Genomic DNA, 13,783 nt, shown 5'->3' on the forward strand with positions numbered 1-13,783 from the left:
AGGTGTTCTAAATGAGCATTTTTCGCCTGTTTTTAACGCAGTATTGCCGAGCGCAGTAGTTTTCACACAGTCTGTACAGGGGGGCATGCGTTTCAAAACACATAATTGATGTGATTTTTTACAAGTCCTCACTTGTCAGCAAAATATTGAGTGACATAGAACAACTAACAACATCGAGTAACAACACCCTCAGCTCAAATTAAAAATACTCATCTAGTCTCCTCCTTACTCATCAAAACACGGAGGTTTCTCATGAGTGTATTTACAATTTTCTTTTGCGGCACAGGTTCTACTAAATATGACACGTTGAACAATAACTACTGGAATGGTGAGTTAATCGCAACGTTGGCCAGCAATATGAACAATAGAGAGTTCGCCGACTGGGTCGTAATTGATGGGCCTGGCAGTGGCAATTTACAAGCAGATGAATTGTTTACTGAACCCAAGGGTTATGGCTGGACCGGCACTGCATTTGGTAAGGGTTGGTACGAAAATGTACAGCATGCGATCAACCTCATCAAAGGTAAGGCCGACTGGAAGCGGACCAAACTGACTGAAGCCGAGTACAAGCGGTTGAAAGCCGCCGGTCTGCCGATCCAGGATTTGCAAGAGCCAACGTCCTGGCTGTGGCGCCACTATGACTACGGCGACCGCAAGGTTACACCGCAAGATCTGCAGGAAAAGATCATCAAGATCTTCCGCAAAGGCGGGCTGATACCGACTCAAGTCAATCTCGTCGGCTGGAGCCGTGGCGGTGTCAGCTGCCACATGCTGGCAAATGCCATGGCGGGAGATCCGGCTCTACGTCATATTCCGGTCAATATTTTCGCGGTTGATCCGGTGCCTGGCCCCCTGAACTTCCAGTTGGAGAAGGTTGCTCTCGGAAAAAACGTTAAAGAATACGTCGGCTTTTTCGCTCGGGACGAACGCTCCAAAGGCTTTTCGTGTGTTATTCCCAAGACCGATCCTTCTACCAAGGTAAGCATTTTCCCAATGGCGGGCCGACACGCCACACTGGTGGGTAACGCGTCGCTCAAGGGCTCGGATGGCCCCGGTTCGCTAACCGAGGCAGGCCAGTTGGTCAGGCATTTCGCAGAGATATGCCTGACCCGTTGGGGGGCTCCGCTGAACAAAAAACTGGGCCTGTCACCTGCAAAGGTCAGTGCTCTGCATCAAAGCATTGTCATGCGTGAAGCGACCTTTACCGCGATGCGCAAGTTCACCTACACCGGCCTGACCGAGCAAAACAAAAATGAACGCAATGTGAGCCACGGCGATAAGGGCACACACTTTTCGTCGTTGACAGGTAAAACATTTACGCCACAACCGGGCTTGGCAGCATCGCTGGTTAAAGGTAATGAGGCTTATAAAGATATTCAGTAGTTTTGTTACGAGTCTGGATAGATTATTAATTGAAACCGCCCTTCTGGGCGGTTTTTTTTTGCAAACTCACCTTACCGTCTATTAGTACTGTCAGAAAGCATCAACATTCAAGTGGGCGCTCCTCCAAGCAGCAGTTACAGCGGCGTCCATGACTCCACACTTGAGCAGACAGCGCCGGATCCCCGTGGGAGCGAATTCATTCGCGAAAGCGGTGTGCCAGACACACGTATTTTTCAGGACTAACCCCCTTCGCGAATGAATTCGCTCCCACCGGTATATCCCGTTTGAGTCCGGACCATTGCGAATTGGATAATGGAAGGGAGCCGCCCACTTTCAAACCCATAAAAAAACCGCCCCGAAGGGCGGTTCTTTTTCAACCAGTCCGAATTACAACTGCGGACCCGCTGCCTTGATTGCATCGCTCACTTCGAACTTCTTGAAGTTCTCGATGAACAGGCCGGCCAGTGCTTTGGCAGCCTCATCGTAAGCCGCTTTGTCAGCCCAGGTGTTGCGTGGGTTGAGCAGCTCGGTTTCAACGCCCGGTACAGCCAGTGGCACGTCGAGGTTGATGGTGTCCAGGTGCTCGGTGGCTGCACCGATCAGTGCGCCGCTCTGGATCGCTGCAATCACACCACGAGTGGTCGGGATGTTGAAGCGCTTGCCAACGCCGTAGCCACCGCCGGTCCAGCCGGTGTTAACCAGATAGACCTTGGAGCCGAAACCGCGGATGCGCTTGATCAGCAGCTCTGCGTATTCGCCAGCCGGACGCGGGAAGAACGGCGCGCCGAAGCAGGTGGAGAAGGTCGACTTGATGCCGCTGCCCGAACCCATTTCGGTGGAGCCAACCAGTGCGGTGTAACCCGACAGGAAGTGGTAAGCCGCTTGCTCTTCGCTGAGGATCGACACTGGCGGCAGCACGCCGGTCAGGTCGCAAGTCAGGAAGATCACAGCGTTTGGCTCGCCACCGAGGTTTTTCTCGGAACGCTTGGCAACGTGCTCCAGAGGGTAAGCGGCGCGGCTGTTCTGAGTCAGGCTGACGTCGGCATAGTCTGCGTGCTTGGTAGCCTCATCGATCACGACGTTTTCCAGCACAGCGCCGTGCTTGATCGCTTTCCAGATGACAGGCTCGTTCTTCTCGGACAGGTCGATGCACTTGGCATAGCAACCGCCTTCGATGTTGAACACAACGCCTTCACCCCAGCCGTGCTCGTCGTCACCGATCAGGTAACGGCTTTCATCAGCGGACAGAGTAGTTTTACCGGTACCGGACAGACCGAAGAACAGGGTGACGTCACCCTCTTCGCCGATGTTGGCCGCGCAGTGCATTGGCAGCACGTCGGCAGCAGGCAACAGGAAGTTCTGCACCGAGAACATGGCTTTCTTCATCTCACCGGCGTAACGCATACCAGCGATCAGTACTTTCTTCTGTGCGAAGTTGAGGATCACGCAACCGTCGGAGTTGGTACCATCCCGCTCTGGAACGCATTCAAAGTTGGCAACGTTCAGCACTTGCCACTCTTGACGGCCAGCCGGGTTGTACTGAGCCGGGTTGATGAAGAGGCAACGACCAAACATGTTCTGCCAGGCAGTCTGAGTGGTCATCTTTACCGCAAGGTAGTGGTCTTCAGCAGCGCCTACATGTACGTGTGAAACGAAATGCTCTTGCGCGTTGTTGAATGCTTCAACGCGATCCCACAATGCATCGAATTTGTCAGCCGGGAACTTGCGGTTGATCGGGCCCCAGGCGATTGCGTCCTGAGTAGTAGGCTCTTCAACGATGAAACGATCGACCGGCGAACGGCCAGTACGATGGCCTGTTCTCACAACCAGAGCGCCAGTGTCGGAAAGTTCGCCTTCGCCGCGGGCAAGCGCTTGCTTGACCAGGTCGTCGATGCTCAGATCGGTGTACACAGCGTTATTGGTTTGAGTCATGAGGGTCCCCGTCGGCCAGTGGCCGAGTGCTCCAAACGGTTTTGTAGTAAAAAAACAACCACTACTACAGCGGAAAAGTGGGCCGGATTATGCCAGAAAAGCCCAAGATTGGTAGGCCTCCCGTCAGAACTGCCTCACCGCTGCCCACAGCATGTAGTGAGGCGTAATCCGTGCGTAATTAGTGACGCGTATCAGATGGCGAATCGACGCCACCGCCAGCGAACAGCTGGGCGATATCAGTGGCATCGAAAAGATAGCGTTGGTTGCAGAATTGACAGTCGATCTCGACCGTACCGTTATGCTCGATAACCAGTTGCTGCGCATCTTCCAGTCCAAGACTGACCAGCGCATTGGCTGAACGTTCCCGAGAGCAACTGCAACGGAAGCATAGCGGCTGAACGTCAAACATTCTCACGGGGTCTTCGTGAAACAGACGATGCAGGACGGTCTGGTTGTCCAGACTCAGCAATTCCTCTGCGGTCAGGGTGCTGGCCAGCGTGGTGACGTGCTCCCAGGTCGCATCGCGCTCTTCGGGATCGGGTTGATGCGCCACTGGCAGTTGCTGCAGCAGCAAACCACGTGCGCGATGCCCGTCGGCCTTTAGCCAGAAGCGTGTGCCCAGTTGCTCGGACATCACAAAATAGCTCGACAGGCTTTCGGAAAGGTCGACGCCATCCAGGGCAACAATGCCCTGATAGCGCTTGCCCTGGCGCGGATCAATGGTCATGGCCAGTGAGCCGTCAGGCATCAGGTCCTGCAGACCGGCGCCGGGGGTAATCAGCGACTCATCGTAACGGGCAATGCCGCGCAGCTCGCGCTCGCTGGAGCATTCGACCATCAGCAATGGCACCGCTCCACTCGAACGCGCCTGGAGAATCAACAAACCGTCGAATTTCAACGTGCCGACCAGCAAGGCCGCCGCAGCCAGCAACTCGCCCAGCAGTTGCGCGACAGGCTCCGGATACGGGTGCTTGGCCAGCACTTCTGCATAGCTGCGTTCAAGCGCGACCAGTTCACCGCGAACGTCGCTCTCGTCGAAAATGAAGCGCTGGGTGTAGTCGATATCAGTCATTGGGAAGGTATCTGAATGGATGACAAATTGATGACAAGTCGCTATAAAGCGCGGTTTAGCGCCCTAGGGGTGCAGACCTGCCATGTGAATGAGGGCCATTTTATGGGCTATCCCACACTCTTCCAAGCGAAGTGGAACATCAGCCGACTCGTGCTGTGCAATTTAATCGCCCTGGGGCTGCTCGGAATCTGGATGTGGCCAACCGGTCATGCCCTGCTCAACCAGTTTGATGAAAGGTTATTTCACCTGCTCAACCAGCCCCTGGAGCAGAACGTAGTGTGGCGGTCCATATGGACGGTTGCCAGTATGCGGCCATTCGATGCTGTGGTCGGCCTGATCCTGCTGTGCCTGCTGATCAAAGGCGACTGGGTGTTCAAAGCCATCCAGGTACGCACAGCACTGTTCGGTTTTGTGTCGATTCTGCTGTTGCTGCTGATTATTCGTACGCTCTTCTCCAAGTGGCTGGATCATTCGAGCCTGCAACATGACAGCCCGTCGATGGTGCTTGATGGGGCGATTCGCTTGAGCGAAATGTACCCTCATCTGGAAAAAGCCTGGGAACTCAAGGATCGCTCCAGCCAAAGCTTTCCCGGTGACCATGCCTCGGTGCTGTTGATCTGGGCGATGTTCATGTCGGTGTTCAGCCGCACCCTTGCCCAGCGCGTAGTGATCTGGAGCCTGGCGTTCCTGTTCATGATGCCGCGCCTGGTCGCGGGCGCGCATTGGGGCCAGGACGATTACATCGGCGGCGTGCTGATTGCGCTGCTGGCGCTAGGCTGGGGCTATTACACGCCGTTTGCTGCGGTGATGAGCAATTTCTGGCTGAAGGTTACAGCGCCGATTTTCACGCTGTTCGAGAAGTTGCCGGTGGTGAGCCGTATGAGTGTGGTGCGCGGGTATTGAAACAACACCTGATCCAGTGGGACCGAATTTATTCGGGAAGGCGGCATGTCAGGCGCAGCATATGTTGGCTCCTTCGCGAATGAGTTCGCTCCCACAGGGTTTGGCCTGGCCTTACCTCAATCGCGCACCGCACCACGAAAATCAAACAACTGCCGGCGCTGTTTCTTGGTCGGCTTGCCGTCTGTGGTAACCCCCAGATTCCCGGCCTTGCGTTGCGCGGCTTCATTTTCGCGTTTGGTAACGCTCTCAGGGGTCTCACTGTAAAGCGCCTGCGCTTCGGGAGCACCACGACGAACAATGGACAGTGCTTCAACCACAACCGTACGCTCATCAAAGCCAGTCCGGATCTGAAACTGATCACCAATGCGCGGCTCTTTACCTGGCTTGCAACGCTCGCCTCTACAGTGCACCTTACCGCTTTCAATTGCCGTTTTTGCCAAGGCACGCGTTTTGTAGAAACGCGCTGCCCATAGCCATTTATCCAAACGGACTTTATCGTCTTCGTCTGACTTCTGAGCCATATGAATTCCTCAATCAGGTCGTAGTCAGACTGTACTACGTCACACGTGGCGTGCAGTACGCGATTGCGACAATCAGCAGCGTTGGCATCCCCGAAACCCTTTACTCATGGAGTGCGAAATGACCGAGTTCCCAACGTCATTGACCTCACCTGCACGCGGATGCGACGGCTGCAAAAACAGCCCCGATCTCGACTTTTCGTTTGCTTTCGCCTACCAGCCAATCGTGGACCTGCGAGAAAACACGATTTTCGCCCATGAGGCACTGGTGCGCGGCATCAATGGCGAAGGTGCGCTGTCTGTGCTCAGCCAGGTCACGGACAAAAACCGCTATCGGTTCGATCAGCTATGCCGCACACATGCCATTGCGGGAGCCGCTGCGCTGAACATGACAGAGCGCCTTTCAATCAACTTCCTGCCCAATGCGGTTTATCGACCCGAGCTGTGCATCCGCAGCACGCTTGAGGCGGCTCGTCAGCACAACTTTCCGCTGGATCGGCTGATCTTCGAAACAATCGAAAGTGAGCACGTCGATAACAATCGCCATTTGACCAATATTCTGCGTGAATACCGCCAATTCGGCTTCATGACCGCCATTGACGATTTTGGCGCTGGCTACTCGGGCCTGACGCTGCTGGCTGATTTTCAGCCGGACCTGATAAAACTCGACATGCAATTAATCAGAGATATTCACCGCGACCGGCCGCGTCAGGCTATCGTTCGAGGGGTTGTCACAATGTGTGCGGAGTTAGGGGTTACAGTCATCGCCGAAGGCATCGAATGTGCCGAAGAGCGGGACTTTCTCGCCGACTGCGGAATTTTTCTGATGCAAGGCTTCTGGTTCGCCAAACCTGCATTCAAAGCATTGGCCCGGATTGATTCCGGGGCCTGGCAGATAGCGTGAGACGTACGGAAACCCATTGAAAACATTTGATCATCTGACAGTCATCGGCCTGCGTGAGTGGGTGGCGCTGCCCGACCTTGGGGTAGCGGGCCTGCGGGCGAAAATCGATACCGGTGCAAGCACCTCAAGCCTGCACGCCACCGAGATCGAGCCTTTCGAACGCGATGGCCAGAAGTGGGTTCGTTTCAATGCCCATCTGGGCACTGTGGTCCAGTTGCGCCATCGCCGTTGCGAAGCGCTGCTGGTCGCCATGAAAACCATCAAAAGCTCCAACGGCCATGCGCAGGTCCGCTATGTCATTCGCACCACCCTGGCTCTGGGTGATCGCGTCTGGCCGGTGGAATTCACGCTGGCCTGCCGCAAAGCAATGCGCTATCGCTTGCTGCTCGGCTCCAACGCTTTGATCGACGGCCAACTGGTCGTCAATCCGGGCATTACTTATGTTCAGGACAAACCGGTTTTTCCGGTCTCGACTACCTCTGCCACAGGTGCTGCATGAAGATCGCTGTGCTTTCGCGTAACCCGCGTCTGTATTCAACCCGTCGTCTGGTCGAAGCTGGTATTGAACGTGGCCATGAGATGGTGGTGATCGACACCCTGCGCGCCTATATGAACATCGCCAGCCACAAGCCGCAGATTCACTATCGCGGCAAACCGCTGGAAGGCTTTGACGCGGTGATCCCGCGTATTGGCGCCTCGGTGACTTTTTATGGCTGCGCGGTGTTGCGTCAATTTGAAATGATGGGTGTTTTTCCGCTGAACGAATCGGTAGCTATCGCCCGTTCGCGTGACAAGCTGCGCTCGCTGCAATTGCTTTCCCGTCGCGGGATCGGTTTGCCGGTGACAGGCTTTGCTCACTCTCCGGACGATATCCCTGACCTGATCCAGATGGTTAACGGCGCACCGCTGGTGATCAAGGTTCTGGAAGGCACTCAGGGTATCGGCGTGGTGCTGTGCGAAACGGCAACAGCGGCTGAGTCAGTCATTGAGGCCTTCATGGGCCTCAAGCAGGACATCATGGTTCAGGAATACATCAAGGAAGCGGGTGGCGCGGATATCCGCTGCTTCGTGGTCGGTGACAAGGTCATTGCTTCGATGAAGCGCCAGGCCAAACCCGGCGAATTCCGCTCCAACCTGCACCGTGGTGGCAGCGCCAGCCTGATCAAGATCACCCCCGAAGAGCGCATGACCGCCATTCGCGCAGCCAAGGTCATGGGCCTGAGCGTCGCCGGTGTCGACATCCTGCGCTCCAACCACGGGCCTCTGGTGATGGAGGTCAACTCCTCACCAGGCCTTGAAGGGATTGAAGTGACCACCAGCAAGGACGTGGCCGGGATGATCATCGAGTATCTGGAAAAGAACAGCGGCCCGCACATGACGCGGACGAAGGGTAAAGGCTAAACCCTACCCTGTGGGAGCGGTGCTTGCCCGCGATGTAGGCGCCGCGGTTTCCAGTTAGATCACCGAAACCTTATCGCGGGCAAGCACCGCTCCCACAAGAGACCGCGCTATTCCGTAGGACCGGCTTTAGCCGGGAGGGCGTCGGGACATTCACTACATATTCTTCGTCAGAAATACCGCTCTCCCGGCTAAAGCCGGTCCTACGGGATTGCAAGCAAACATAGAATCTCCCACACAAAGCAGAATCCCAGTTCAATAGTTGCGGGGCTCTTAAACCGCCCCTCTCGGCAACATCAGCCCCAACGGCAAGCGCACTCGCGCTTCCAGCCCGCCTCCCGAGCGGTTGCGCAATTCGACGTTGCCGCCGTGCATTGCCGCGATTCGTTTGACGATGGCCAATCCCAGCCCGGTCCCTTTGCCACTTCGGGCACGATCACCGCGAATGAACGGGTTGAAAATCACCTCTAGCTCTGACGGATCAATCCCGGTGCCACGGTCCAGAACACTAAGCACCACATAAGGCGCACTGGTGTCGCCGGACACGTAAGCCGCAACCTCAATGCCGTTACCTGCGTGGTGCATGGCGTTGCCGATCAGGTTGGTCAGCAATCGCTTCATTGAAATGCGTCGCAGCGGGAACGGTGGAATCGGCTCCAGGCACAGGCGAATCTGTTCTTCAGGGTTCTCCGGATTGTTGAACGGCGCCACGACGTCGCGCACCAGTTCGCTGAGGTCGACCTCTTCAATCTCTTCATCGCGGCCATCGCGAATAAACGCCATGAACTGATCAAGAATGGCATCCATGTCTTCGATGTCTCGGACCATGCCTTCAGTCAGTTCGTTTTCGTCCTTCATCAACTCCAGCGACAGCCGCAAGCGGGTCAACGGCGTTCGCAGGTCATGGGAAACGCCGGCGAGCATCAGCTCCCGCTCCTGCCCGGCCTGTTCGACGTCCTCGGCCATCTGGTTGAAGGCGCGATATACCTCAGTCATTTCGCTGGGAGTATCACTGACCGGCAGGCGCACGCTGCGCCCCTGCCCTAACTGTCTTGCAGCGAACACCAAACGTTTGAGAGGCTGATTGAGTTGCCGGACGAAGATCCACGCCGAGGCTGTGGATAACAAACCAATCGCAAGGAACCAGCCCAGCACGCTCCAGATTTTCTGGCCACGCAATGGATGCGGGTACAACGGTACTTTCAACCAGCCATCGCCCAGACTGGGTGCCCGGACCCACAACGCGGGCGGCGCATGCACTCGCAAGCGAACTTCAGTGTCATCGCCCAGTTCCGCCTGCATCTGGCGCTGATAGATTTCACTGTACGGCCAGTGCTGCTCACCTTCAGGAACGCCGCCGCCCACCACGCGGATCAGACCTGCCGCGTCGGCAATCGCTTCCCGGTCATTCTCGTTGGCCGCCCAATAGGCGCGCAGTGTCAACGCAACACCATGGCTGTATTGCCTGTCGACCAGCACATCCTCGTTCATCAACAGATAGACCAGGGTCAGCGCTTTCGAGAACAGCACGACGATTAGCACCAGCCATAAGGTGCGAGAGAAAAAGCTTTGCGGGAACCAGAGCGGGGTTTTCATATTTGCAGCTGTACACTTTGCAGGAGCGAGCCAGGCTCGCAGGTTTGCGAAACACGAACGACAACCGACGCCGGATCAACGAAAACCAAAACGTCGATAGCCCTGTTCGGGACTATCGACGTGACGGGTCATCAACGCGGCAGGATGTGCTCCTAAAAGCGCTCGATTATCGAGTACCCGCCCCGTCCGGAACGAATACATAACCAACACCCCAGACCGTCTGGATATAACGCGGCTTGGAAGGATCCGGCTCGATAAGGCGACGCAGACGGGAAATCTGCACGTCGATGGAGCGCTCCAGCGCATCCCATTCACGGCCACGGGCCAGATTCATCAGCTTGTCACGGGTCAGCGGCTCGCGGGCATGCATCACCAGCGCCTTGAGGACAGCAAACTCGCCAGTGGTGAGCATGTGTACTTCATCACCACGCTTGAGTTCGCGAGTCGCCAGCGACAACTCGTAATCACCAAAGGTGACCGACTCGTCTTCGCTGCCCGGTGCGCCCGGTACCGGAGCGGCCTGACGACGCAATACGGCTTTGACCCGCGCCATCAGCTCATCGGGGTTGAATGGTTTCGCCAGATAATCATCAGCCCCCAGCTCAAGGCCTTTGATTCGGCTCAGCTCATCGCCCTTGGCAGTCAGCATGATAATGGGCACTTGATTGTTGGCAGCGCGCAAACGACGGCAGGCTGAAAGCCCGTCTTCGCCTGGCAGCATCAGGTCAAGCACCACAAGATTGAAAACTTCGCGGGCCAGCAAGCGATCCATTTGCTCAACGTTGGCCACAGCACGGGCACGATAACCCTTGCTGGTGAAAAAACGTTCTAACAGGCTGCTCAAACCCGGATCGTCATCAACAATAAGGATTTTTTCGCCTTCGGCAGTTTGTGCAGTGCTGCTCATTCAGATGCTCCTTTGATCTCGGGGCGCATTATGGCGTAGCTGCTGTGATACGCACCGTGTGCATTGTTAGCAGATTTTACCGGGGCTGCCACTCAAGCCTTGCTTTCGCTGAGCAAAAACAGCGCTTTTGTCGGCTCGTCCCCTAATCGGGCTGCGCTGGGTATAATGCGCCGCCCTCAAAGTCAGGCAACGCCTGAACATGGCAGTTCGACAGTATTCTTGCGAAAGTCGGTCAGCGCAGCTCGCGGCCACTTTGTAATCAGGTATTTTGCTCACAACTCCAGGTGGTCTCATGGACAGCATCAACAGCCGCATCGCCGAAGAACTTGGCGTACGCCCACAACAGGTCGCAGCGGCCGTCGCCCTACTGGATGAAGGTTCTACCGTTCCCTTCATTTCCCGTTACCGCAAAGAAGTGACCGGCAGCCTCGATGACACTCAACTGCGTCATCTTGAAGAGCGCCTGCGCTACCTGCGCGAACTCGACGAGCGCCGCATCAGCATCCTTGCCAGCATTGAAGAGCAAGGCAAGCTGACCCCGGAGTTGGCCCGCGACATCAAGCTTGCCGACACCAAGACCCGCCTCGAAGACTTGTACCTGCCTTACAAGCAAAAGCGCCGTACCAAAGGCCAGATTGCTCTCGAAGCGGGCCTTGGCGAACTGGCCGACGGCCTGTTCAACGACCCGACATTGAGCCCTGAAACCGAAGCGGCGCGCTTCGTGGACGCCGAAAAAGGCGTTGCCGACGTGAAGGCCGCGCTGGAAGGTGCCAAATACATCCTCATGGAGCGCTTCGCCGAAGACGCCACCCTGCTGGACAAACTGCGCAGCTTCCTCAAACAGGAAGCCGTGATCAGCGCCCGCGTGGTGGCTGGCAAGGAAGAAGAAGGCGCCAAGTTCCGCGATTATTTCGAACACGACGAGCCGCTGAAAAGCATGCCGTCCCACCGCGCACTGGCAATTTTCCGTGGTCGCAACGAAGGCTTCCTCAGCTCGGCGCTGAAAGTCGGTGAAGAACTGCCCGGCACCATGCACCCGTGCGAGCTGATGATCGGCGAGCGTTTTGGCCTGCAAAACCAGAGTCGTCCGGCTGACAAGTGGCTGGCCGAAGTGGTGCGCTGGACCTGGAAGGTCAAGCTCTACAGTCATCTTGAAACCGACTTGCTGGGTGAACTGCGCGATGGCGCGGAAACCGAAGCAATCAACGTTTTTGCCCATAACCTGCATGACCTGCTGCTCGCAGCACCGGCTGGCCCGCGCGCCACGCTGGGCCTGGACCCGGGCCTGCGCACCGGTTGCAAGGTCGCGGTGGTCGACTCGACCGGCAAGCTGCTGGATTACGCTACGGTTTACCCGCACGTTCCGAAAAATCAGTGGGATCAAACCATCGCTGTGCTGGCCGCGCTTTGCGCCAAGCACGCGGTAGACCTGATCGCCATCGGCAACGGTACCGCCAGCCGCGAAACCGACAAGCTGGCCGCCGAACTGATCAAAAAATACCCAGGTCTGAAAATGACCAAGGTCATGGTCTCCGAAGCGGGCGCATCGGTTTACTCCGCATCCGAACTGGCAGCCAAAGAATTCCCGGATCTGGACGTGTCGATCCGCGGTGCGGTGTCTATCGCCCGTCGTCTGCAAGACCCACTGGCTGAACTGGTGAAGATTGACCCGAAGTCCATCGGTGTCGGCCAATACCAGCACGACGTCTCCCAGCTCAAGCTGGCGCGCGGCCTGGACGCTGTCGTCGAAGACTGCGTGAACGCCGTAGGCGTGGACGTGAACACGGCATCGGTGGCGTTGTTGGCACGGATTTCCGGACTCAACACGACATTGGCGCAGAACATCGTGGCGCACCGCGATGAGAACGGCGCATTCAAATCCCGTGCGGCGCTGAAGAAAGTCCCACGCCTGGGCGAAAAGACTTTCGAACAGGCTGCCGGCTTCCTGCGTGTCATGAACGGCGACAACCCGCTGGATTCGTCGGCCGTTCACCCGGAAGCCTATCCGTTGGTGAAGCGCATCGCGTCTGAAACCGACCGGGATATCCGTTCGCTGATCGGCGACGCCAGCTTCCTCAAGCGTCTGGACCCGAAAAAGTACACCGACGAAACCTTCGGTTTGCCAACTGTCACCGACATTCTGCAAGAGCTTGAGAAACCAGGCCGCGATCCGCGTCCAGAGTTCAAGACTGCCGAGTTCCAGGACGGCGTCGAAGACCTCAAAGACTTGCAGCCTGGCATGATTCTCGAAGGTGTTGTGACCAACGTGACAAACTTCGGGGCCTTCGTCGATATCGGCGTGCATCAGGATGGTCTGGTGCATATCTCGGCGCTGTCCGAGAAATTCATCAAGGACCCGCGTGAAGCGGTCAAAGCCGGTGATGTGGTAAAGGTTAAAGTCATGGAAGTCGACATCCCGCGCAAACGCGTTGGCTTGTCGATGCGCATGAGCGATACCCCGGGAGAGAAAGTGGATGGCGCTCGCGGCTCGCGTCCAGGCTCGGCCCCACGTCAGCAGCAAAGCAGCGCACCGCGCAAGGAAACCGCAACAGCAGCAGCCCCGGCCAACAACGCCATGGCGTCGCTGTTCGCCAACGCTAAACAGTTGAAGAAACGCTGATGGAGATTCCGGCGGGCTATACCGAAAGCGCGTATTTCCGTGCGATAGGCTGCCAGCTACGCCGCCTGGACGCGGGCGTTGCCGAAGTGGCATTGCCGCTGGAAGACCACCTGCGCAATCGCGGCAATGTGATGCACGGCGGGGCGATTTTCAGCCTCGTCGACATTGCGATGGGGCTGGCCTGTTCCAGCTCCCACGGCTTCGATCAGCGCAGTGTGACCATCGAATGCAAAATCAACTATATGCGTGGCGTGTCTGAGGGCGAAGTGCTGTGCATCGCCAAGGTGTTGCACGCTGGCCGTCGCACGCTGGTGGTTGAGGCAGAAGTGCTTCAGGGCGAGAAACTTGTCGCCAAAGCACAAGGCACGTTCGCTGTCGTCTAGTACAGACAGGCCAATTTAAGGTAATTTCGGCGCTATTGAATCAGCGTCGGAATTTTCCATGCGCGCCGTGGCCAGAATGAGCTACGAATAATGGCGTCGCAGAACCAAACCAGGCGACATCGCCAGTTAATCCTCACCCTTGTACACCGTCACATCCACCCCCATAT

General features: G+C 56.7%; 12 protein-coding genes. 7 read left to right on the forward strand and 5 right to left on the reverse strand.

Features of this window, described 5'->3' with window-relative positions; genetic code table 11:
- Positions 1 to 252: 252 nt before the first annotated feature.
- Positions 253 to 1,383 carry a hypothetical protein gene (locus EE949_RS26665; protein WP_122667030.1) on the forward strand — a complete coding sequence of 377 codons (1,131 nt, stop codon included), beginning with the start codon at positions 253 to 255 and terminating at the stop codon, positions 1,381 to 1,383.
- Between the two features lie 387 nt (positions 1,384 to 1,770).
- On the opposite strand, the gene EE949_RS26670 is transcribed toward EE949_RS26665, so the two are convergent.
- Entirely contained in the window at positions 1,771 to 3,315 is a 1,545-nt protein-coding gene (locus tag EE949_RS26670; protein WP_122667031.1) for a phosphoenolpyruvate carboxykinase, read from the reverse strand.
- A gap of 178 nt (positions 3,316 to 3,493) precedes the next feature.
- On the reverse strand, positions 3,494 to 4,387 hold the full coding sequence (gene hslO / locus EE949_RS26675) for an Hsp33 family molecular chaperone HslO (RefSeq protein ID WP_122667032.1): 894 nt from the start codon (positions 4,385 to 4,387) through the stop codon (positions 3,494 to 3,496).
- A 102-nt stretch (positions 4,388 to 4,489) separates the two neighbouring features.
- Between hslO and EE949_RS26680 the strand changes: the two genes are divergently transcribed.
- Positions 4,490 to 5,290: a phosphatase PAP2 family protein gene (locus tag EE949_RS26680; protein ID WP_122667033.1), complete on the forward strand. Its 801-nt coding sequence runs from the start codon at positions 4,490 to 4,492 to the stop codon at positions 5,288 to 5,290.
- A gap of 116 nt (positions 5,291 to 5,406) precedes the next feature.
- Here the strand turns inward: EE949_RS26680 and EE949_RS26685 are convergent, their stop codons facing one another.
- The gene (locus EE949_RS26685) at positions 5,407 to 5,811 is read right to left on the reverse strand and encodes an RNA-binding S4 domain-containing protein (protein WP_122667034.1); all 405 of its coding nucleotides are present in this window, start codon (positions 5,809 to 5,811) and stop codon (positions 5,407 to 5,409) included.
- Between the two features lie 118 nt (positions 5,812 to 5,929).
- On the opposite strand from EE949_RS26685, the gene EE949_RS26690 reads away from it, so the two are divergent.
- From EE949_RS26690 to rimK, 3 genes are read left to right on the forward strand one after another with little or no spacing between them, the layout of a single operon-like run.
- Positions 5,930 to 6,712, forward strand: coding sequence for an EAL domain-containing protein (locus EE949_RS26690; protein WP_122667035.1), 783 nt, complete (start codon positions 5,930 to 5,932; stop codon positions 6,710 to 6,712).
- A gap of 49 nt (positions 6,713 to 6,761) precedes the next feature.
- Positions 6,762 to 7,211: an ATP-dependent zinc protease family protein gene (locus tag EE949_RS26695; protein WP_176470003.1), complete on the forward strand. Its 450-nt coding sequence runs from the start codon at positions 6,762 to 6,764 to the stop codon at positions 7,209 to 7,211.
- The gene (gene rimK / locus EE949_RS26700) at positions 7,208 to 8,113 is read left to right on the forward strand and encodes a 30S ribosomal protein S6--L-glutamate ligase (RefSeq protein ID WP_020293260.1); all 906 of its coding nucleotides are present in this window, start codon (positions 7,208 to 7,210) and stop codon (positions 8,111 to 8,113) included. The genes EE949_RS26695 and rimK overlap by 4 nt, the downstream gene beginning before the upstream one ends.
- A 270-nt stretch (positions 8,114 to 8,383) precedes the next feature.
- Here the strand turns inward: rimK and EE949_RS26705 are convergent, their stop codons facing one another.
- Together EE949_RS26705 and ompR are read right to left on the reverse strand one after the other, a co-directional pair.
- A complete protein-coding gene (locus EE949_RS26705) occupies positions 8,384 to 9,706 on the reverse strand; it encodes an ATP-binding protein (protein WP_122667036.1) in 1,323 nt (440 codons plus the stop codon).
- 166 nt (positions 9,707 to 9,872) lie between these two features.
- Complete coding sequence (gene ompR / locus EE949_RS26710; protein ID WP_027902703.1) at positions 9,873 to 10,613, reverse strand: osmolarity response regulator transcription factor OmpR; 741 nt, start codon at positions 10,611 to 10,613, stop codon at positions 9,873 to 9,875.
- Positions 10,614 to 10,905: 292 nt separating this feature from the next.
- Here ompR and EE949_RS26715 point away from each other — a divergent pair, with 292 nt between their 5' ends.
- Positions 10,906 to 13,233, forward strand: coding sequence for a Tex family protein (locus EE949_RS26715; protein WP_122667037.1), 2,328 nt, complete (start codon positions 10,906 to 10,908; stop codon positions 13,231 to 13,233).
- Positions 13,233 to 13,616 carry a PaaI family thioesterase gene (locus EE949_RS26720; protein ID WP_122667038.1) on the forward strand — a complete coding sequence of 128 codons (384 nt, stop codon included), beginning with the start codon at positions 13,233 to 13,235 and terminating at the stop codon, positions 13,614 to 13,616. The genes EE949_RS26715 and EE949_RS26720 overlap by 1 nt, the downstream gene beginning before the upstream one ends.
- Positions 13,617 to 13,783 lie beyond the last annotated feature (167 nt).

The sequence above is a fragment of the Pseudomonas viridiflava genome (assembly GCF_900602065.1).
In the GTDB taxonomy this organism is placed as follows: domain Bacteria; phylum Pseudomonadota; class Gammaproteobacteria; order Pseudomonadales; family Pseudomonadaceae; genus Aquipseudomonas.